Annotated in this window: 19 protein-coding genes and 1 tRNA gene; 6 read left to right on the top strand and 14 right to left on the bottom strand. The window is 40.2% G+C overall.

Features of this window, described 5'->3' with window-relative positions; genetic code table 11:
- Nucleotide 1: 1 nt before the first annotated feature.
- Nucleotides 2-77 (bottom strand) — tRNA-Gly (locus ABN212_RS17025).
- Between the two features lie 166 nt (nt 78-243).
- Nucleotides 244-789: an oligoribonuclease gene (orn, locus tag ABN212_RS17020; protein WP_109372712.1), complete on the bottom strand. Its 546-nt coding sequence runs from the start codon at nt 787-789 to the stop codon at nt 244-246.
- 115 nt (nt 790-904) lie between these two features.
- Here orn and rsgA point away from each other — a divergent pair, with 115 nt between their 5' ends.
- The 3 genes from rsgA to mscM all read left to right on the top strand — a co-directional run bounded on the left by rsgA (nt 905) and on the right by mscM (nt 6,306).
- Nucleotides 905-1,963 (top strand): small ribosomal subunit biogenesis GTPase RsgA, encoded by a 1,059-nt coding sequence (gene rsgA / locus ABN212_RS17015; RefSeq protein ID WP_349443462.1) that lies wholly within the window; start codon nt 905-907, stop codon nt 1,961-1,963.
- A gap of 88 nt (nt 1,964-2,051) precedes the next feature.
- Nucleotides 2,052-2,948 carry an archaetidylserine decarboxylase gene (gene asd, locus ABN212_RS17010; protein ID WP_151436684.1) on the top strand — a complete coding sequence of 299 codons (897 nt, stop codon included), beginning with the start codon at nt 2,052-2,054 and terminating at the stop codon, nt 2,946-2,948.
- 22 nt (nt 2,949-2,970) lie between these two features.
- Nucleotides 2,971-6,306, top strand: coding sequence for a miniconductance mechanosensitive channel MscM (mscM, locus tag ABN212_RS17005; RefSeq protein ID WP_198620237.1), 3,336 nt, complete (start codon nt 2,971-2,973; stop codon nt 6,304-6,306).
- A 69-nt stretch (nt 6,307-6,375) separates the two neighbouring features.
- Here the strand turns inward: mscM and yigL are convergent, their stop codons facing one another.
- The 4 genes from yigL to pldA all read right to left on the bottom strand — a co-directional run bounded on the left by yigL (nt 6,376) and on the right by pldA (nt 11,031).
- Nucleotides 6,376-7,176, bottom strand: coding sequence for a sugar/pyridoxal phosphate phosphatase YigL (gene yigL, locus ABN212_RS17000; RefSeq protein WP_109372716.1), 801 nt, complete (start codon nt 7,174-7,176; stop codon nt 6,376-6,378).
- 12 nt (nt 7,177-7,188) lie between these two features.
- Complete coding sequence (gene pldB / locus ABN212_RS16995; protein WP_196533576.1) at nt 7,189-8,193, bottom strand: lysophospholipase L2; 1,005 nt, start codon at nt 8,191-8,193, stop codon at nt 7,189-7,191.
- An 18-nt stretch (nt 8,194-8,211) separates the two neighbouring features.
- The gene (recQ, locus tag ABN212_RS16990) at nt 8,212-10,041 is read right to left on the bottom strand and encodes an ATP-dependent DNA helicase RecQ (RefSeq protein ID WP_198620239.1); all 1,830 of its coding nucleotides are present in this window, start codon (nt 10,039-10,041) and stop codon (nt 8,212-8,214) included.
- 114 nt (nt 10,042-10,155) lie between these two features.
- The gene (gene pldA / locus ABN212_RS16985) at nt 10,156-11,031 is read right to left on the bottom strand and encodes a phospholipase A (RefSeq protein ID WP_109372719.1); all 876 of its coding nucleotides are present in this window, start codon (nt 11,029-11,031) and stop codon (nt 10,156-10,158) included.
- A 233-nt stretch (nt 11,032-11,264) separates the two neighbouring features.
- Between pldA and ABN212_RS16980 the strand changes: the two genes are divergently transcribed.
- On the top strand, nt 11,265-11,732 hold the full coding sequence (locus ABN212_RS16980) for a thioesterase family protein (protein ID WP_109372720.1): 468 nt from the start codon (nt 11,265-11,267) through the stop codon (nt 11,730-11,732).
- Between the two features lie 145 nt (nt 11,733-11,877).
- On the top strand, nt 11,878-12,771 hold the full coding sequence (gene rarD, locus ABN212_RS16975) for an EamA family transporter RarD (RefSeq protein ID WP_099076355.1): 894 nt from the start codon (nt 11,878-11,880) through the stop codon (nt 12,769-12,771).
- A 7-nt stretch (nt 12,772-12,778) separates the two neighbouring features.
- Here the strand turns inward: rarD and ABN212_RS16970 are convergent, their stop codons facing one another.
- From ABN212_RS16970 to lptM, 7 genes are all read right to left on the bottom strand, one after another.
- Complete coding sequence (locus ABN212_RS16970; protein WP_198630246.1) at nt 12,779-13,174, bottom strand: hypothetical protein; 396 nt, start codon at nt 13,172-13,174, stop codon at nt 12,779-12,781.
- 148 nt (nt 13,175-13,322) lie between these two features.
- Complete coding sequence (gene uvrD, locus ABN212_RS16965; RefSeq protein WP_198632452.1) at nt 13,323-15,479, bottom strand: DNA helicase II; 2,157 nt, start codon at nt 15,477-15,479, stop codon at nt 13,323-13,325.
- A gap of 145 nt (nt 15,480-15,624) precedes the next feature.
- Entirely contained in the window at nt 15,625-16,341 is a 717-nt protein-coding gene (yigB, locus tag ABN212_RS16960; protein WP_198620242.1) for a 5-amino-6-(5-phospho-D-ribitylamino)uracil phosphatase YigB, read from the bottom strand.
- Complete coding sequence (xerC, locus tag ABN212_RS16955) at nt 16,341-17,264, bottom strand: tyrosine recombinase XerC (RefSeq protein ID WP_160229887.1); 924 nt, start codon at nt 17,262-17,264, stop codon at nt 16,341-16,343. Before xerC ends, yigB begins: the two co-directional genes overlap by 1 nt.
- Complete coding sequence (locus ABN212_RS16950; RefSeq protein WP_198626371.1) at nt 17,261-17,971, bottom strand: DUF484 domain-containing protein; 711 nt, start codon at nt 17,969-17,971, stop codon at nt 17,261-17,263. The genes xerC and ABN212_RS16950 overlap by 4 nt, the downstream gene beginning before the upstream one ends.
- 25 nt (nt 17,972-17,996) lie before the next feature.
- A complete protein-coding gene (gene dapF / locus ABN212_RS16945) occupies nt 17,997-18,821 on the bottom strand; it encodes a diaminopimelate epimerase (protein ID WP_099076350.1) in 825 nt (274 codons plus the stop codon).
- 41 nt (nt 18,822-18,862) lie between these two features.
- Complete coding sequence (gene lptM / locus ABN212_RS16940; protein ID WP_151436666.1) at nt 18,863-19,030, bottom strand: LPS translocon maturation chaperone LptM; 168 nt, start codon at nt 19,028-19,030, stop codon at nt 18,863-18,865.
- A gap of 79 nt (nt 19,031-19,109) precedes the next feature.
- Here lptM and cyaY point away from each other — a divergent pair, with 79 nt between their 5' ends.
- Nucleotides 19,110-19,427 carry an iron donor protein CyaY gene (gene cyaY, locus ABN212_RS16935; RefSeq protein ID WP_088494024.1) on the top strand — a complete coding sequence of 106 codons (318 nt, stop codon included), beginning with the start codon at nt 19,110-19,112 and terminating at the stop codon, nt 19,425-19,427.
- Nucleotides 19,428-19,495: 68 nt separating this feature from the next.
- On the opposite strand, the gene ABN212_RS16930 is transcribed toward cyaY, so the two are convergent.
- Nucleotides 19,496-22,090 carry a class I adenylate cyclase gene (locus ABN212_RS16930; protein WP_198626372.1) on the bottom strand — a complete coding sequence of 865 codons (2,595 nt, stop codon included), beginning with the start codon at nt 22,088-22,090 and terminating at the stop codon, nt 19,496-19,498.
- Between the last annotated feature and the right edge of the window lie 241 nt (nt 22,091-22,331).

The raw sequence follows: 22,331 nt of genomic DNA, 5'->3' as shown, positions 1-22,331 counted from the left end.
TTGGAGCGGGAAACGAGACTCGAACTCGCGACCCCAACCTTGGCAAGGTTGTGCTCTACCAACTGAGCTATTCCCGCGTCTTTCTTACACCCGTACAAACGAAATTCTTCATCGGTACGGGAAGCGCATTATACGAGAAAAATGCTTAACCGCAAGCCCTTATCAACAAAAAAATACGTTTTTTTGATTACATGCCGATAAAATCATCACAATGATGCAATATCAATCATGAATGCACGCTTTTTACTCTTTAATAAAGGTTTTACGATAATAAGCTAGCTCTGCAATGGACTCACGAATATCATCCAATGCCTGATGAGTATTCTTTTTCTCAAAACCTTCTAAAATTTCAGGTTTCCAACGACGTGCTAATTCTTTTAATGTACTCACATCAAGATAACGGTAGTGAAAATATTGCTCTAGCTCTGGCATGTAACGGTATAGAAAACGCCTATCTTGCCCCACACTATTACCACAGATAGGTGATACGCCTTTTGGTACCCATTTTTCTAGGAATTCAATTGTCGCTTTTTGTGCTGAATTGTCATCATATGAACTGTTTTTTACGCGCTCAACTAAGCCACTACCAGTATGGGTACGTGTATTCCATTCATCCATTAAACTTAATTGTTCATCAGATTGATGTACTGCAATTACAGGGCCTTCGGCTAAAATATTAAGTTGAGGATCTGTCACGATAGTGGCAATTTCGATGATACGGTCACATTCAGGATCAAGACCTGTCATTTCCAGATCTATCCAGATCAGATTGTTCTCGCTTTTTGACATAATATATCCTAGCTGTTTCTAAGTGTGAGACATGATATTTTAGCGTTTATCATAGCGCGTTTACTCAATAAGCACGACAGAAGAACATCTAACCGAATAATACAAGTGAGGATCGGTGACAAAACGTAAATTATCTAAAGGCCAGCAACGCCGAGTACAAGAAAATCATAAAAAGCGTTTACAGAGCAAAGAGAAAAAAAACCACGTTGAATTAGACGATACGCAATTAGGCGAAGCGACCGAAGGCTTAGTGATCAGCCGTTTTGGTCAACATGCAGATATCGAAGCTGCTGACGGCACTATTACACGATGCAATATTCGACGCACAATTTCATCACTGGTAACGGGTGATAAAGTTGTTTGGCGTCCTGCGCTACAAACACAAGAAAATGTCCGCGTAAATGGTATTGTAGAAGCTGTACACGAACGAACTTCAGTACTTACTCGTCCTGACTATTATGATGGCATTAAGCCTATTGCTGCTAATATTGATCAAATTATTATCGTTTCGGCTATTTTGCCTGAACTTTCTTTAAATATTATCGACCGTTACCTTGTCGCATGTGAGACTTTAAACGTTGAGCCTCTGATTGTACTCAATAAAATCGATATGTTAGACGAGGAAAGCCGTAAGACTGTCAGTGAATGGATGCAAACTTATAAAGATATTGGTTATCGTGTTCTTGAAGTCTCTAGCTACACCAAAGAAGGTCTTGATGCATTGACACAAGAGTTGATTGGCCGTATCTCCATTTTTGCGGGGCAATCTGGGGTCGGAAAATCAAGCTTACTCAATACCTTATTACCACCAATGGAAGAAAGTATTCTAGTTAATCAGGTGTCTGATAACTCAGGTTTAGGCCAGCATACCACAACAGCATCACGCCTTTACCATTTCCCACAAGGAGGAGATGTCATTGACTCTCCGGGTGTACGTGAATTTGGTTTATGGCACTTAACGCCAGAGCAAGTAACAAAAGGGTTTATTGAATTCAGACCGTACCTTGGTGGTTGTAAATTCCGCGATTGTAAGCACTTAGACGATCCAGGTTGCCTAATTAGTGAAGCCGTAAATAACGGTGAGATCTCAGAAACGCGCTTTGAAAATTACCATCGTATTTTAGAAAGTATGAGTCAGGTGAAAGTTCGTAAGAACATTAATTTAGACTCTTAATAATTGATTCACTGACAACCCTATTAAGGGTAGGTACAATAGACCCCTTTTGTCTATTTTTTATCGTTCAATCCCAGAGGTTGCCATTTTGGACAAGCTAAAAATTAAACTACAGTATTTATTGCCTAAATTATGGCTCACACAGCTAGCAGGTTGGTTTGCAAACAAAAAAGCGGGTGTAATTACCCAATTTGCGATCAAAGCCTTTGCTAAAGCCTATAAAGTCGATATGAATGAAGCAAAAGATAGCCAGTTCCAAGCTTATTCTTCATTCAACGATTTCTTTATTCGTGCATTAAAAGACGGCGCTCGTCCTATTATCGAAGGTGATGACCAACTCGCATTGCCTGCTGATGGCGCAGTAAGCCAACTCGGTCTTATTCAAGACGATCAAATTCTGCAAGCCAAAGGACATCATTACACCCTTGAAGCGTTACTTGCAGGTAATTTTATGCTGGCAGATAAATTCCGTAATGGTCAGTTTATTACGACTTATCTTTCACCTCGTGATTACCACCGCGTTCACATGCCTTGTGATGGTTTATTAAAAGAGATGATTTATGTTCCAGGCGATCTCTTCTCTGTTAATCCATTAACAGCGGCTAATGTCCCTAACTTATTTGCACGTAATGAACGTATTATTTGCCTCTTTGAAACTCAATTTGGTCCAATGATACAAATTCTAGTTGGTGCAACAATTGTTGGTAGTATTGAAACGGTTTGGTGTGGCATGGTAACGCCACCTCGTGAAGGTATTATTAAACGTTGGACATATCCTCAAGCGGATAAAGCAGGAGCGATATTCTTGAAAAAAGGTGAAGAAATGGGGCGATTTAAGTTAGGCTCAACGGTCATCAACCTTTTCCCAGAAAATACCGTTCAACTGAATAAAGATCTTATGAATGGCTCCGTTACATTAATGGGGGAACAATTGGGTTCCATCATCAATGTCGCTGGTAATGACAATAATGCCATCAGTGAATAACACGTAATTCGGAGTAACCTTTGTGCGCCTGATAATCAGTCTTTTCTTCTCGCTCTTTTTGACGCTTTCGTTAAGCACATCTGCAATATCAGCGGATGTAGAGAAATTACGTCAAGATATTAAACAACTTGAAGGAAGTACCAATCCTCAAGATATTGAGGCAGTTCAGGCGCTACAAGGCACTATCAATTGGATTAATGATGGTGAAAAAGCGCAAACGAATGCAGATAATTATCAAAAAACCATTGATGATTACCCTCAAATCACGCAAGAGCTAAGAACTAAACTTCTAGAAGAAAGCCATGCTGTTCCTACTATTCCAGAAAAAATTAGCATCCCTGATTTAGAACAGAAAATTATTCAAATCAGTAGCCAATTAATGGAACAAGCAAGGCTTCAGCAACAAGAGCAAGATAAAAGCCGAGAAATTAGCGAATCTTTAAACTTATTACCCCAACAGCTTTCTGAAGCGCGCCGTTTACTCAGCGATGCAACAGCAAGACTCGCGGCTGCCAGTGCGTCAACAACACCGTTAACAGAGGCACAAAATAAGCTAACACAAGCTGAAGTCACCGCACGTAAAGCGATGGTTAATGAGCTTGAAATGGCACAACTTTCGGCTAATAACCGCCAAGAAATTGCTCGCCTTCGCTTAGAATTATTTAAAAAACGCTATCAGCGTCTTGATGTGCAACTACAACAATTGCGCAGCTTATTAAATATAAAGCGCCAAGAAGTGGCTGATCTGGCATTAGAAAAAACAGAGATGTTAGCGGAGAAAGGTGGTGAGCTCCCTGAGTTTCTGACAAAACAGATCCAAACTAACCGTGAACTCTCTCAAATCCTGAATAAACAAACACAGGAAATGAGTGAGTTATCAGAAAAACAACGCATTACCACCCAGCAGACACAACAAGTTCGCCAAACGCTTACCACTATTCGAGAGCAAGCACAGTGGTTAAGTGGCTCCACAGCATTAGGTGAAGCATTAAGAACACAACTTTCCCGCTTACCTGAAATGCCTCGTTCACAAGAACTTGATAGAGATATTATTCAGTTACGTGTAGAGCGTTTAGGCTATGAGGATATGCTGGAAAACTTAAGTAAGATCCAGCCGCCAGAAACCGCAGATGGCTCTAAATTGCCTGAAGCTCAGCAATATATTTTTGATTCTCTTATCCAAGCACGTCATGAATTATTGAATTCGTTGTTATCCGGTTATGATTCTCAAATTCTTGAGTTAACAAAACTAAAAGTGGCGACAACACAATTAGCGGATGCATTAAAAGAGACAAAAGACGCCACAAACCGTTATATGTTCTGGGTTGCTGATATCAGCCCCATCAAATTTAATTATCCGGTTTTATTAGTCAAAGATATCACTCGATTGCTTTCGCTAGATACCTTTTCACAATTAGGTCATGCGGCTGTCAGCATGCTTAAAAATCAAGATACCTTTTTGTTCCTATTTGTCACTTTATCTATTGTGGGCTTTAGTCTGCGCACTCGAAAACACTACAACGCATTTCTTGAAAGAGTCAGCAACCGTATTGGTAAAGTCACACAAGATCACTTTTCACTGACGATACGCACGGTTTTTTGGTCTATTTTAATTGCGTTGCCATTACCTCTGTTATGGTCTGCTGTAGGTTATGGCTTACAAAGTGTTGAATGGCGTTATCCAATGGCGGGAGCGATTGGATATGGAGTCACAGCAGCAGCACCTGTGCTGTGGTTATTTATGATAAGTGCAACCTTTGCACGTCATAACGGTCTATTTATTGCTCAATTTAAATGGAAAGAGAGCCGTGTTAAAAAAGCGATGCGCTTTTACCAGCTTTCTATTTTTGTCATCGTTCCGCTGATGATGTCATTAGTTACCTTTGAATATTATAGCGATAGAGAATTTGCGCCAACGGTTGGTCGTTTCTGTTTCTTACTGCTCTGTATCGCCCTAAGCTTTATTACCTCTAGCCTTAAAAAAGCTCACGTCCCACTTTATCTAGATAAACATGGATCTGGCGATAACCTTATCAATACCATTTTATGGTGGTTCTTACTGCTTGCTCCGGTTATTGCAGGTTTAGCCGCCGTCTTAGGTTACCTTTCTACATCGATTGTCTTACTCGGTCGTTTAGAAATGTCTGTCGCCATTTGGTTTGCTCTACTGATTATCTACCACATTATTCAGCGATGGATGCTTATTCAGCGCCGAAAATTAGCCTTTGAACGAGCTAAACAAAAGCGTGCAGAAATTCTGGCTCAGCGTGCAAAAGGTGAAGATGAAAATACGATTGTTGGGAGCAGTGGTGAGAGCACAGTAGGGCTTGAAATTGAAGCTCAAGAAATAGACCTTGATACTATCAGTGCGCAATCCATTGGTTTAGTTCGCTCTATTCTAACGATGATTGCATTAGTCTCGATGATCTTATTGTGGTCTGAATTAAACACCGCGTTCTCTTTCGTTGATAATATCCGACTTTGGGACGTCACCTCATCGGTAAATGGTGTTAACACGGTGCAACCTATTACGATGGGTTCTATTTTAGTGGCAATCCTTGTCATTATTATTACAACCCAATTAGTACGAAATCTCCCTGCTTTACTTGAGTTGGCCATTTTACAGCATCTTGATTTAACACCGGGTACAGGTTACGCCATTACCACGATGACCAAATACACCATCACCTTAATTGGGAGTATTGTGGGTTTCTCTTTATTAGGGATTGAGTGGTCAAAATTACAGTGGCTAGTGGCGGCAATGGGTGTTGGATTAGGTTTTGGCTTACAAGAAATTTTTGCCAACATCATTTCAGGTTTGATGATCTTATTTGAAAAACCAATCCGTATTGGCGATACCGTCACTATTCGGAATTTGACTGGAAATATTTCTAAGATCAACACTCGGGCAACTACCTTAACCGACTGGGATAGAAAAGAAATTATCGTACCGAACAAAGCTTTTATTACAGAACAATTTATTAACTGGTCACTCTCAGATTCAGTCACTCGTATCGTAATGACCATCCCTGCTCCAGCAGACTGTAACAGTGAGCAAGTAACAAATGTGTTATTAGAAGCCTCAAAACGCTCTACAATGATTTTAGAAAACCCAGCACCAGAGGTTTATCTGGTCGATTTACAGCAAGGTATTCAGATTTTTGAATTACGTGTTTATGCCGCAGAGATGGGACACAGAATGCCAGCAAGACATGAAATTCATCAAAATATTCTCTTAGCCTTTGCAGAGCATGGCATCCCATTACCGTTCCCACCATTCCAAGCCAGAGTGGATATGATGGGCAATACAATCCGCAGCTCTATGCGTGCAACACCAAGAGAAGTCGGTGGATTGTAATTAATCTATTCCATTGGAATATAAAAAGGCGAACAATATCACGTTGTTCGCCTTTTCTTTTAGGGAGGATCACACTTGGTATAATTTACGTAAATAATGAGGCACAGCTTCATCAGCATTAGTTCCGATCACTTCCATATTTGGGAGTAAATCTTTTAATGTCTGATGCGCATTTTCCATAATGCAACCTTTACCAGCTATCTGTAGCATCTCTTTGTCATTCATACCATCACCAAACGCAACTGCATCTTTGGCAGTGTGTTGCATCAATTTAGCCACTTTCTCGAGAGCTTCACCTTTAGATACACCACCCGCCATCACCTCTAAGCAATTACGCAGTGAGAAACTCACATTGACCTTATCACCCCAGCGCTGATTAATTTCACTTTCCAGTGTCAGCAACAGTTCATGATCATCAGAGGTGAAGAAGACCTTACAGACATTGGTGGTCGGAAACCCTGTTTTACAAAACAGCTCATAATTAAAATCCGATTCTCGAAAGAACTCACAAGCTCCTGGCATTTCTTTATTAACATACCAATAGTCGCCAGCGTAAATATTAGTTTCAATTTCAGGGTGATCAAAAACACACAAAGACAAGTCATAAGCAATTTCAGGCTCAAGATCTTGGCTAAAAATAAGGTCGCCATGAGTGTTATGCACTCGTGCACCATTAGAGGTTATCATATAAGCGTTAATGCCTAATCCATCACGAATTTGAGCAACATCAACATGATGACGACCTGTTGCGAATACAAAATGCACGCCTTTATTAATAAGTAGATGCAGGGTTTCTTGCGTATAGGGAGTTAATACATGATTAGGTGATAACAGTGTGCCATCAAGATCTGAAGCGACTATCGAATACATACACATTCCTGATTAAAATAAATGCTTATCATAAAACTCACAGATTTCATTTAATGCTTGTGAGCGTAGCTTATCTATTTCGAACAAGATTTCATGATGCGCACCCTCAATCACCAGTGGCAATTTTTGCTTTTCTTCTCTTGTTCTGGACTGACTATAACGTTCACAGAAAGCCCTTAGCTCTTGATTATCTACCACCTTATCATGCTCTGCTTCGAGCACTAATAGAGGGGTATTAATCTCTCCCGCATGTTCAATTAACCAATCTCCCATTTTTAGACTTTCTCCCATCCAATGATAAGTCGGTCCGCCTAATCGCAGTTCTGGAAAATCAGCATAATAACGTAAATACCGGCGATATCGCTCATGGCTATGTGTTAACACATTAAGGATAAATGGCAGTGGAAACCATTTACCTGTTGATACCGCATAGTTATTTCTTTCAGATTGACTTTGTTCTGCTCGGTTAACTAAAAAATTAGCCACCCAGCGAGGTATAGGTAATTTAATGCCAAACATCGGCGCACATAGCGCTGCTGCTTTAAACACATCAGGCTGTCGAAGTAGATAGCCTGCTAAAATTGCGCCACCCATTGAATGGGCTAAAGCAAAATAATGTTTATATTGATAAGGCAAAACAATCGTATCAACGAAAGTTGAGAAATCATCAATATAATCACTAAATTTTTCGACATGCCCTTTTTGAGTATCATCCAGAAGTCGGTCAGAAAGCCCTTGACCTCGATGATCGAGAAGAAAAACATCATAGCCTGAGTGAAAGAAATCAAACGCAACTTCAGGATACTTTACATAGCTTTCACTCCGACCTGAAGCAATAACCAGTGCTTTATTGTGCGATGGTGAGCGCCAATGAACATAACGAATTTTGGCACCATCAACACCAATAAACTCACCTTCTTCACGTTGGCTCCAAAAATCCAATAAGACGCCGTTCGTAAAAGCAGAAAACTGCTTTTCGCGAGATAACCACGAATATTTAAATAGGGTGGTTGTCATTGGCTCTCCTTATTGGCGTTATTCAAAGCCCTCAATATGGTCACGAATGAGTGTCATAAACGCGGGTCCAAATCGTTCTAATTTTCGTTGCCCAACACCGTTTATTAATAACAATTCATCAGGGTAAACGGGGCACTGCTCTGCCATTTCTATCAATGTGACATCATTAAAAACGACAAATGGCGGAATGTTTTCTTCATCAGCAATAGACTTACGTAATTTACGTAGTTTCGCAAACAATTTTCTATCGTACTGTCTATGGGTATTTTTTGTTTGTTGATTACGGCTTTTTGTCGGGCTTAATAATCTAGGTACGGCTAATTGTAATGGCACTTCACCACGCAAGATTGGTCTAGCCATCTCTGTCAGTTGTAATGCAGAGCGATGGACAATATTTTGTGTCACCATACCTAAATGAATAAGCTGGCGGATCACACTCACCCAATGTTCATGGCTTTGCGCTTTACCAATACCATAAACAGGTAATGTATCGTGTCCAGAATCACGAATACGCTGATTATTCGCGCCTCTTAATATTTCAACAATATAACCGATACCAAAGTGCTGACCTGTGCGATAAATACAGGATAAGGCTTTTTGGGCATCCACTAAACCATCATATTGTTTAGGGGGATCAAGACAAATATCACAGTTACCGCAGGCATTTTGTCGATGTTCATCGAAGTAATTAAGTAACACTAAGCGTCGGCACGTTTGTGCTTCTGCGAATGCACCCATCGCATTAAGCTTATGCATTTCAATCGCTTTTTGGTCACTTTCTGGCTTTTCATCTAAACAACGACGCAACCACGCCATATCGGCAGGATCATAAAATAATACCGCTTCAGCAGGCAATCCATCTCGCCCTGCACGCCCTGTTTCTTGGTAATAGGATTCAATATTACGAGGAATATCAAAGTGAACCACAAAACGTACATTGGGTTTATTGATACCCATACCAAATGCAACAGTGGCAACCACAATTTGCAAATCATCTCGCTGGAAAGCTTCTTGTACTTTAGCACGCTGTGCTATTTCCATTCCTGCATGATAACCCGCAATGCTTAATCCTCGTTTACTCAGGCGCTCGGCGGTTTCTTCGACTTTACTGCGACTGTTACAGTAAATAATGCCAGATTTTCCTTTCTGACCGCGAATAAATAGCCAAAGTTGATCAAGCGGTTTGTATTTCTCTACTAAAGTGTAGCGGATATTCGGTCTATCGAAACTGCTGATATGAATCAGAGGGTCACGTAACACTAGCTGATTAATAATATCGAAACGTGTTGTATTATCCGCCGTTGCCGTCAGTGCAATAATCGGCACATCAGGAAGATATTGTCTTAATAATCCTATACCGCGATATTCAGGACGAAAATCATGACCCCATTGTGAAATACAATGCGCTTCATCAACCGCTAATAATGCAGGTTTCCATTGCACTAATTGATGAAGAAAACTCTCCATCATTAAACGTTCAGGGGCAATATACAGCAGTTTTATTTCCCCCTTTTGACAACGTATTTGAACATCAAACTGCTCTTCACGCGTTTGGGTTGAATTTAAATAAGCCGCTTCAATACCATGAAGGCAAAGTTGATCAACCTGATCTTTCATCAGTGAGATGAGTGGCGAAACAACCACAGTCAGCCCATCAAGCAATAATGCGGGAATTTGATAACAAAGGGATTTACCACCCCCTGTCGGCATCACAACTAGACAATCTCTCCCAGTTGTAATGGTATGGATGATTTCTTGCTGACCAGGGCGAAATTGCTGATAACCAAAGGTTTCTCGCAAAATAGCCTGTGCTGATGGCATTGAATTAAGAACTTCTGCTGTGGACACGCCGTTCCTCTGAAAAGCTGCTGATAAAAACTATGATGAGGAGTAAAAGAAAAGGCACCAATGTGAAGGTGCCATCATCATTTATAGCGCTATGCTAACCCAGAACAGGGAAAATTACAGCATATCATTAAGCATCACGCCAACACCGACCCGCGTCTGGCGAAAATTATAATCAATCATTGATTCGCCATAACCACTAAATACTTGGGTATAAAAGCGTACATGCTTAGTAATTGGGTAGCTCCAGCCTAATTCAGCCGCCCCATAGCCACTGTTCCAGTTATAACGCCCTGTCGCAGTGATCACACTATCGCCTAAGCGATAGCCTGCTTTTAAACGGTAATAGCCCATATAGCGATTAATTTCTGGATTATCATCACGTTGAGCACTTTCACTAAAGCGATACCAAGGTTTTAAATCCAGCTGCAAATTGCCTTTTTGCGCCATAAAACGTGCATAAGCACGGTTCCAACTACGAGATGTGGGATCAGAGCGCCCATTCGATTCGTGGTTAAAACCCGTTTCTATTTCACGTAGTGTCCAACCCGCAAATTTATAGTCTGTTGCCCAACCTAAAAAGAGTTGAGGTTCATAGTTTGTCTCACGGAAAGGGGCAGATTCTTTCTTATTGCTTAATTGCCACCAAGAGCGTTGGGTATAAGATGCTGCTAAAACAGAGTTTTCACCTGCAATACCGCGCCATAAAGGGAAGGCAAGACTGAGTTGAAATTTCACCTCATCTTTTTTAGCCTTATTCCCCCAATCATAACTTTGAATAGCCTCTTTATTCATATCAGAGGTTTTCGTATAAATAATATAATTGGATTCATAAGGATAAAGAACAAAAGGTGAATCGTATTCTTGTAATAAACCAGAAATAATACTGCCCTGAACAAGCGGTGCAGGAGATGATGATGCTGGTATTTCGGATGCAAATCCCCATGCTGGATAGAATAAAGCCACCGCGAGTAAAGAACGGATGTAACGCATAGTTAATTATCCTGTCTCATTATTGAATAATATAAAAAGTTAGTACTTACTTTAGAATTAGTTCTTATATATGTGCTTTATTACACTTTAGCGCCCATATTTTACACGTAATCGCCATTAAATCTCGTATATTTTTATACCATTATATTTATAGCACAAATGTGCAATTACGATTTTGTCATGTATTATTAACATAGTATTAACTTAATAACGTGATGTCAGGGGTTCTAAAAATGGAAAAACAGTTAACATTAGAAGAGGCTCAAGCACTTATTGGTCATGTTTTTGTTTATAAGATGCCCTTTAATCAATTAATCGGCTTAGAGCTAGTTCGCTTTGAACAAGACTACGCTGAAATTCAATTTCGGTATCAAGATAAACTTGTTGGTAATATTGCTCAACGTATCTTACATGGCGGACTTATTGCTTCTGTACTTGATGTTAGTGCGGGATTAGTTTGTGTCGGTAACGCATTAACACGTTTAGCACCAATATCCCAAGAGCAACTCGAACAGAAACTTGCTAACATGGGCACAATTGATTTACGTGTTGATTATTTAAGACCAGGACGTGGAGAATGTTTTACTGCAAGTAGCCATATTTTACGCAGTGGTAATAAAGTGTCTGTTGCTCGTGTTGAATTACATAATGAAAAACAAGTTCATATTGCGAGCGGGACAGCAACCTATATCGTAGGTTAAGCCTTTGTTAAGATTCATTGCGCTCTATGATGCTTAGATTGATATTAATTACTTGTAAAAATACATGCCTAATGACACATTAGATAATGTCATTGGGTATGATAACCCCGTCACACTTTTCCTTTCCATCAATTCCAGAGATAGCATGAGCCAGAAAAACACGATGAAAGGCGTTTTATGTGCCTTAGGCGCCTATTTGATCTGGGGTATTGCCCCTGTCTATTTTAAAAGCATTCAAGAAGTGCCCGCAGAAGAGATCTTAACGCACCGCATTTTATGGTCGTTCTTTTTTATGTTGATTTTAATGACTATCAGCCGTCATTGGCCTTATTTGCGCCAATTAATACGTCAACCTAAAAAAATTCTTCTTTTAGCACTGACTGCCGTCATTATCGCAACTAACTGGCTTACCTATATATGGGCGGTTAACCACGGCTATATGCTAGAAGCCAGCCTTGGTTACTTTATTAACCCACTGGTTAATGTACTGTTTGGCATGCTTTTCTTGAGCGAGCGCTTCCGCCGTATGCAATGGGTCGCGGTAGGGTTAGCATTTACGGGTGTATTTATTCAACTCTGGCACTTTGGTTCAGTCCCCGTGATTGGATTAAGCCTCGCCGTGACTTTTGGTCTTTATGGCTTACTGCGCAAAAAATTGGGTGTCGATGCACAAACAGGTATGTTGGTAGAAACATTATGGCTATTCCCTGTTGCATTAGTTTATATCTTATTTTTCACACATTCACCGACGAGCAATATGCTTGAAAACAGTTGGTCGTTAAATACCCTGTTAATCGCAGCTGGTATCATTACAACCGTACCATTATTGCTATTTACAGAAGCGGCGCATCATCTGCGTTTATCAACCTTGGGCTTTTTCCAATATATTGGTCCAACCTTGATGTTTATTCTTGCCACAATGGTATATGGCGAACAAATTGATGCAGAACGATTAGTGACCTTTGGCTTTATTTGGGTTGCGCTGATCCTCTTTACACTTGATGCGCTCTATACTCAACGTCGTTTAAGACGTAGTTAGTACATACTCACTCTTCCGCTAAATTACCAATTTGAGTAAAAGCGGAAGAGCATTTTCTCTTCTGATTTTTCTTTAATAGATGTGCATTCTTCGCTATCTCTTCCACATACCGACACGAGCGCCTAAACAGTGCTGATATTGAGTTATTAATCACTTGAATACGGTTAATCACAATCCAAGGATAGAGATTGATTCGAGGAACAAAATCACGCTGATGCCTCAGCAATTTACAATAGAGATCTTCTTCAAATTCATTGATAGGTTCGCTGGGATAATAGGTATCACAAAGGACTTCCTCAGTATTTTCGATCAACAATTCATTACTAGAAAAAGAGACAGAAGACGTTCGCGTGCAAGGTGCGACAAAAGAGTAGGCATGAAAAAATACGCTAGAGATTTTCATCAATTAATCCCGTTAAGTAAGAATAGATAACGAGATTATTAAGTAACCAACTTGAACTTCCCTTAAAAAAAACACCCCAGCTTAATCTATTAAATAAGTAAGGGTGTTTTTTTATATTGAGGTAATGCTAATTCACTCTAATTGAGGTTTATTCCAGTCGAGCAAATGCTGCCACCAGCCATTTAATACCTTCACCATTAAAGGCAATTTGTAATCGGCAATGTTCACCACTGCCTTCGATATTAATGATAGTACCGTCACCAAATTTAGGGTGCTTCACTCGTTGTCCAAGTGAATAGCCAGTATCATTGCTGATAATCGGAGTCCCTAAACGACTATGATTAACAGGGCGTGAAACTGTTGCGCGTAAACGGACTTCTTCGACACACTCTTTCGGTAACTCACCAATAAAACGAGAAGGACGATGACTGACTTCTTTTCCATATAAACGGCGGTTTTCAGCGTAAGTGAGCGTTAACTTTTTCATTGCTCGGGTAACGCCAACATACGCCAAGCGACGCTCTTCTTCCAAGCGACCACCTTCATCCAACGACATTTGACTTGGGAACATACCCTCTTCTACACCCACAATAAAGACTTGTGAAAACTCGAGCCCTTTAGCGGAGTGAAGTGTCATTAACTGTACGGCATCTTGATATGCATCAGCTTGGCTTTCGCCTGATTCTAATGCGACATGTGAAAGAAACGCTTGCAGTGGCATTAAATCTTCGTCTTCATCTTGATAACTAAATTGGCGAGTTGCCGTAACCAACTCTTCCAAGTTTTCAATACGAGCTTGAGCTTTTTCACCTTTTTCTTGCTCATACATCGCTTTTAAGCCTGAATCACGAATAATTCGGTCTGTTTGCACATGTAGTGGCATATCAGCCGTTTCAGAAGCTAACGTCTCAATTAATTCTAAGAACCGCTGAATGGCCGCGGTTGCACGCCCTGCCAGCATTTTATGCTCGATAACCTGCAATGCACTTTCCCATAAGGTAATCTGGTTATCTCTTGCCACTTGACGAACAATATCTAAGGTTCTATCACCAATGCCTCGGGTTGGTGTATTCACAACACGCTCAAAAGAAGCATCATCATGGCGATTAGCTGTTAATCGCATATAAGAAAGTGCATCTTTGATTTCTTGGCGTTCAAAGAATCGTTGACCACCATAAATACGGTATGGCATTGCGGCTTGTAATAACGCCTCTTCCATCACACGAGATTGCGCATTACTACGATAAAGAATGGCACAATCTGTTAGCGCGCCGCCTTCTTCTTGCCAACGCTTGATCCGCCCAACCACATAGCGAGCTTCATCCAAATCATTAAAGGCGCAATAAAGCGAGATAGGCTCACCTTCGGCGCCCTCAGTCCACAGATTTTTACCTAATCTGTCACTGTTATTTGCAATTAACGCATTCGCCGCTTTTAAAATATTGCTTGTCGAACGATAGTTTTGCTCTAATCGAATGGTTTCTGCACCAGGAAATTCATTTAAGAAATTTTGAATATTCTCAACTTGCGCACCGCGCCAACCATAGATGGATTGATCATCATCACCCACAATCATGACTTTACCAGATTGACCTGCCAACATTCTTATCCACGCATATTGAATGCGGTTAGTATCTTGAAACTCATCCACTAAAATATTGGTAAAACGGTTTTGGTAGTGCTCCAAAATTTGCGGTTTGTTTAACCAAAGTTCATGAGCACGTAATAAAAGCTCTGCAAAGTCCACAAGCCCTGCGCGATCGCACGCTTCTTGATAAGCTTGGTATACTTTCAGCCAAGTGGTTTCAACAGGATTGCCATAGGTTTGAATATGTTGAGGACGTAAACCTTCATCTTTTTTACCGTTGATATACCACATACCTTGACGCGCAGGCCACTGTTTATCATCAAGATTCATTGACTTAACAATACGACGAATAAGGCGATATTGATCATCACTGTCAATAATTTGGAAGTCTTGTGGCAAATTCGCATCAAGATAATGCGCTCGCAATAAACGATGAGCCAGGCTATGGAAAGTACCAATCCACATGCCACCTTGGCTTGTACCAATTAAGTCTTCAATACGATGGCGCATCTCTGCGGCGGCTTTATTGGTAAACGTCACTGCCATAATCGAAAAAGGTGAAGCTTGTTCAACAGATAATAACCAAGCGATACGATGTACCAGTACCCGTGTTTTACCGCTGCCTGCGCCAGCTAACACCAGCATATTAATACGAGGTGCGGCTACAGCTTCGCGCTGTTTATCGTTAAGGCCTTCTAGCAGATATGAGACGTCCATAATTACCAATCATTTAGTGAAGAAAAATACTGTGGATATATACAGAAATAGAGAGTAAGCAACAAACTAACAGGAATTTACGCACTATGCAAAATAAAGCCTTTTTTAGCCTCGTTTATCTGTGCCATTCTTACCGAACATCACATTAAACCAATTCTATCAGTTTGCTTAAATCTGTAATTTCAATATGTGGCATTACTCTGGTTTCACCTTCTTCAAACAAGCTACGGTTATCAAGGTTAATCCAGCACGCTTGTAATCCACTATTAACGGCACCCTCAACATCTGTTACAAGGTGATCACCCACATGTAGGATTTTCTCATGTGGAAGATTTAACAGTGAGGAGGCTTTATCAAACATATCAGGATAAGGCTTAGAGCGACCATCGGGACCGGCTTTTAAAATATGTGAGAAATACTGTCCCAAACCACAACTTAATGGGTTTGCATTACCATTTGTGATCGCAATTAATGGGATTTTCTGTGCCAATTCGGTGAGAACTTGATGAGTATTTTTAGGCACATTAATGTGGCTACGCCAATAAGCAAAGTGCGCCATAATTTCATCAGCACCTTGCTGTGCTTTGGCTTCATTGTAACCATAATCTAACAACATGTTTCTAGCCGCAAGCCAACGCCATTTTGTAATATCATGAAAAATATCAGGATTGTTCTCTAGAAGTGGCTTTTTATAGGCATTCACATCTTTTTCTGTGAATTGGTTAAAACGCTCATCATATTGACGAATAAAGGCCAGCGTCTCTTTTTCAGTTTTATCCATTACTGGCACATTGTCATACAGCGTGTCATCTAAATCAAAAGTCATCGCTGCAATTGGCGTCAGAGTTCTATAAAAGCGCATTATGATTTTTCTCTCTTAGCTCTCGGATGAGCAGCATCATAGACTTTCGCTAAATGCTGAAAATCTAAGTGGGTATAAACTTGTGTGGTCGATAAATTAGCGTGCCCTAATAACTCTTGTACAGCACGTAAATCACCACTGGATTCCAATAAATGAGTGGCAAACGAGTGGCGTAATTTATGAGGATTCACATGGCTACTTAGTCCTTGTTTAATACCCCAAAGTTCAAAACGTTTTTGCACGCTACGTACCGATAAACGCTTACCACTTTGGGTTGAGATAAAGACAGCTTTATCCTCAGGGGCATAGAGCTCTCGCATCGGAAACCAATTTTGTAACCACTCTAGCGCTTTTCTTCCTAGCGGAACTTTTCGCTCTTTACTTCCTTTACCTAATACACGAACTTCACCTTCATTCATGTCAATATCGCTAATATTTAAGTTAGTCAATTCTGATAGACGTAATCCTGCACCATACATCACTTCCAGCATGGTTCTATCTCTAACAGAAAGAGGATCTTTTAAGTCAATATTCATTAATTGGCTAACTTCATCGACATCCATATTTTTAGGAAGGTGACGACCGGATTTAGGTGTGCGAATGCCTTTTGCTGGATTAACGTCTAACATTCCTTGTGCCACTTGCCAATCAAGAAAGCTACGTAACGCCGAAAAGCGCAAAGCAAGGCTGGTGGGTTGTAATCCACTACGGTGACTTTTCGCCAATAACATGCGCACATGTTGGCTTTCCAGTGATTTCCATTCGCAGATATTCATTGCCACCATCATTTGCGCTAATGCAGTCAGTTGGCGATGATAATTTTCTACTGTGACAGGGCTTAATCGGCGTTCAACTTGGATATAACGCAGGAATTGTTCAATAGCGGTAGAGAGTGTTTCTGGAATATCTATTGGTTGATTCATTGCCTTGCAATCCAACGAAGTAACAATTCTGGTAAAATATGGGCAAGCTTATCCAGCATGACTGTTCCCATCCCTTCCTGAAAATGTTGGTTATCTCGGCTATTAAAAATAATCACGCCCAAATCCCCATAATGCCCTAACAATGAAAGCGCAACGGAACCAGAGCGTCGTACATTAGGCATCAATAGCATTATCTCTTGCCCATTTAATGGACCTAAATAGTGGTTATCATCACCCATACGTTGAATGCGAAAATGTTCAAATGCTTGGCGAGATAATGGGAGATCTTGTGCATCTAAAGGTGGCTGTAATTGCCAGCGATCGGTAAATAGACGTAATTGAACTGAATAAAGCCCTAATTCCTTAGCCCAAAGGTTTAATCGTTCTAGCATTTCGTGAAGAGAAGCACTGTTGGATAGTTCAGAAATTAATAATAATAGTTGGCTAAACAGTGCTTCATTTTCAGAGGCTTGTTCTATCAACAAACGCATATCTTCTTCAAGATAATGGATGCGGTTACGTTGGCGTGACATTATCCATTCGACTAAAGAAACGGTTCCTCTGACGGGATGAGGAACTTGCATTTGCTCAATATAGCTTGCATTACGGATAAAAAAACCAGGATGTTCCCTGAGATAACGGATCACTTGTTGATCATTAAGTTCGTTGGTTTCAGGGCAACAGAACTGCTCATTTTTATCCGTCATACAGATAGCCTCTCAAAAAATAATATTATAGCTGAATGATCCCATCATAAATATGTGTCGCAGGCCCAGTCATATAAAGAGAGTTACCCTCTCCTTTCCATTCAATTAGCAATGATCCACCCGGTAAGGTGACTTTCACACGTTTATCTAATAAGCCTTGTGAAATACCAATTGCGACAGCTGCACAAGCCCCGCTACCACAGGCATTTGTTTCACCTGCACCACGTTCAAATACCCGCAAATGAAGATTACTTCTGTCTACGATTTGCATAAAACCAATATTAGCACGTTCAGGAAAACGTTCATGTTGCTCTAACACAGGCCCTAACAACTCAACTTCTGCTGTTTTAATGTCTTCAACCTGAATAACGCAATGAGGATTTCCCATTGAAACTACACCGCATAACACAGTGCGTTCCATTGCCCTGATAATATAGGTCTTTTCTGCCTTTTGTGCACGGAAAGGGACTTTTTGAGGTTCAAATTCAGGCTCGCCCATATTGACGCACACATCATCATTGTCCATAACATGCAAGGTCATTCTGCCAGACTGCGTACTGACTTTTATCTCTCTTTTGTTTGTAAGTCCTTTTAATCTCACAAATCGAGCAAAGCAACGAGCACCATTACCACACTGTGCAACCTCACTTCCATCAGCATTAAAAATGCGATAATGGAAATCGAGTTCAGGATCATAAGGTGCTTCAACTACCAATAATTGATCAAACCCAACACCAGTATGGCGATTCGCTAATCGACATATTAACTCTGGTGAAAAATAAACATTTTGAGTCACAGCATCGACCACCATAAAGTCGTTGCCAAGACCATGCATTTTTGAAAATTGCATCTTGCCCCTGCCTGAAACGAAATTACCGTTTCTAAGATTGACTAATTGGTCTGAGTTGAGTCGCTCTCAACTTGCTGGGTTGGCTGGGATGACTGTGTCATTTTTGCCTGAGTATCTTCAGGAGGGAAATAAAGAGGGCCTTTCAAGCCACAACCAGAAAGAGAAATCAGTGTTATTATAGCAAGAGTGCAACGTAAATACGTTTTCATTCGAAATCTGCCTGTCATTTATTTGGTTAATATCCTCTATAATCGCAGTTAGATCTCGAAAAGCAAATAGGAAATGAAGATGAACGACAGTGAATTTCACCAATTAGCTGATGAACTCTTGTCAGAAATAGAACAAACTATTGATAATTATGAAGGTGACGCAGATATTGATTGTGAAATCAATGGCGGTGTAATGACATTAACCTTTGAAAATAATAGTAAAATTATTATTAATCGCCAAGAAGCGTTTCATCAAGTTTGGTTAGCGACACGCTCTGGTGGCTATCACTTTGATTGGAAAGACGAACAATGGATTTGTGATAGAAGTGGTGGTGAATTTTTAACCATGCTGGCACAAGCAATAACAGAACAAAGTGGGGAAGCGTTTTCTTTCTAATAAGCGCAATTAACAACAATAATGGGAGCTATCAAAGCTCTCATTTGTGTTTATTGGCTTGTACTTAATTAAGAATGCTGTACCGCTTTATAATCTGTAAATCCGTGGGCAACAACATTCATTTCAGGTTGCGTTTCTTTACTACCCAGATCGGATAATTTACCAAAGGATCCACCAGCAAAAGGTAACACTTGAGTTGATCCTTCCACTTTCACAATTTGATAAAACTGCGGCAGATTAAAATTAATAAAGCTTGATCCGTATGTGAATCGATCATGAGATGAAGAGTAGAAACGACTAACATCTTTCACTAACTCTTCTTTACTTCCTTCACAATGGGAATAGATTTCAACGCGATTTGCTTCATCTAATATATAGATATTAAAGACATTACTATCTTCTGTGGTTTCGAAGAAGAATTGAATAATCCCTTCACAAGCAAAACCATCAATCACCGCAGGTAAATAGCGGGCGTCCTTATCTAATTTAACTGGCAACCCATGAAGCTTGTTATACGAAATTGCGCCATAAAACTCGATAGCATTTTCTAATTTTTGTACCGACACATTGAGGCGTTCAAAGAACAATCCCCACGTTTGCCCAGCAATGCGTAAAGCTTTAAAACGACCTGGCTCTAAACGATTCGTTGATAATCGCAATTCAATACATTCTGAGACTAACTGCTGAACACGAGTGCGGATTAAACCACGCAAATGTTGGCTATAACAAAATACTTCCACAGAGGCAGGTGGAGCCGCATCTTGGTGCATTTTACCCAATATCGTTTTTAACGATTCCAACATAGATTGTGTGCCACTGAAATGAAGGGTTCTAACTTCATTCCAAGAGTTACGGTACAGCAAATCAATGCTACCAATAAGACACTGCTCTTTTTCACCGAAACTAAACACATCGAGTTTTCTAAAATCAAAGTGAACCACGTGATCAGAAAAACTTTCTGTTGGATCAGTTTCTAAATTGACAATAATCGCGAGATGTCTAATTTCACAAGGGCTATACAGTGCTTTCGGTGTTGGTGCAGGTAAACGAATTGGGAAATGGCTCGACATATCCCTGACTAATTCATGCAGTTTAATTTCATCACAAGAAGATTCTCCTTGATGAATATAAACTCGAGACTCTTTTGTTAACAGCCCATTAAAATAAGACCATGCCACTAATTTATTTAAATAGCGGTTATATTCTAATGGTTGGTGTCCAACGATATTTTCAAAATCAGGGGCACGATTATATAAATACCATCCGCTACGATTTGCTCGACCTTGTGGTACATAAATAAAGGTTAGATGTGACTCTGATAAATCAGGTGATATTTGTGGATTAACCAGTGTGATTTTACCCGGTAATGCTTCAAACGCAGCGTAAAGCTTACGTGTTAAGACACCGATATCTTGTGGGCTTGCACTGACACTTAAATTATTACGACGCGCAAAACGAATAAGATTACGATAGCTTTGCATCATCGTATCTAATAACTCATTGTGTGCATCACGCACACGCTCGATTTTCCAGCTATCACGTGTATCGAGTACTGTTAAGCGCTCATTATCCCATTGCCATTGAGTGACCAATTGCGATAAGACTTGTCGTCTCCAACCTTCAGGTTCGTTTTGTGTTTTTTCGTTAGATAATTTTTCACACACTTTCAGGTAGAAACAGCGACGGATAAGATCAAGGCGAGTTAAATCATTAATAGAAACCAAATAGCGAGTGACACGCTCAAGCATCATACAATAAGCATCTAAACCGTAATTAACGATTTCGCCACGGTGTAGATGTTGTTTCATTTCTAATGCCAGCAACTTCCCATTAGGATAGTCTGCTGAATAGGCTTCTAATAAAATACTTTTTAGTACAGCTTTATAAGGTGAATCGACACTTTTATAGAGTTGCCATAAACTTGCGCCAAAGTACTCTTCAGCAGAAAGTTCACCTAATCCCCCGAGATCTAACCACTCATTTGGTGTTAATACACCTTGAGCATAAAGGGAGTTAACATATTCATCATAATGATGTTCTTCTTCAATAGGCACCATCGCCCATAGCAAGCGTTTACCTGCTAGGCGTACTGCGGTGCGATAAAATTCATCAAGTAAAAGAATATGTTGGGTAGAGCCGCAATCTTCTCCACCTAAGCTACCACTTGCATGGTGACGAAATCTATTTTCATCAATTAAGAAAAACGTAACATCAATACCTAGTTCGCCAGCCCATTGTTCAATCAATTGGCATTTGCGTTGTAAAAGTGCACGTTCATCTTGATCCAGCCATGATTGATGGCAGACCCAAATATCAATATCGGAGCAGTGACTTTGACCAATAGAAGAGGTACTCCCCATTGAATAGATGCCAGTAATTGGCAACTCTCCATTGGCGTATCCATCCATCGGATCATCACATAATGCGTTAACCAGCTTATTCGCCCATTGACGTTGCATGTCATCGGGTTCAAAGAAACATGTGCCGTGAGGAACATTTCCTTGTATGTAGCCGGGCAACTCAGGATGGTGGTAATGCAATAAAACAGGAATTAAACCATAGACCTGTTTAAAAACATCACACATCGATGCAAATGCTCGTTCCAGTCTGAGTTGATTAATCGCATCCAGCCGTTGCTTCAGTGTTTCAATATAAAGATACAAGAGTTTCGCCTGAACAATACTAAGAAGATAGTAGAATCTGAGTTTATAAGTGACCAAGGTTGAGTTAGGGAATATTAATAGATAAAACTTTACTAACAAAATCTCGGAAACGTGATCAATTTAACACCTTGAGCGCAAGGCGTAAAGAGGAACTCAAAATATAGCACCAAGATCTAAAAGTGATATTTAAGCGCTTAATCGTGTAAAGCCATCAAATAAATATCTTTATAATCATGAAGAT

The organism is Proteus genomosp. 6 (assembly GCF_040139785.1).
Classification (GTDB): Bacteria; Pseudomonadota; Gammaproteobacteria; order Enterobacterales; family Enterobacteriaceae; genus Proteus.
This window is presented reverse-complemented; position numbering and strand designations above follow the sequence as displayed.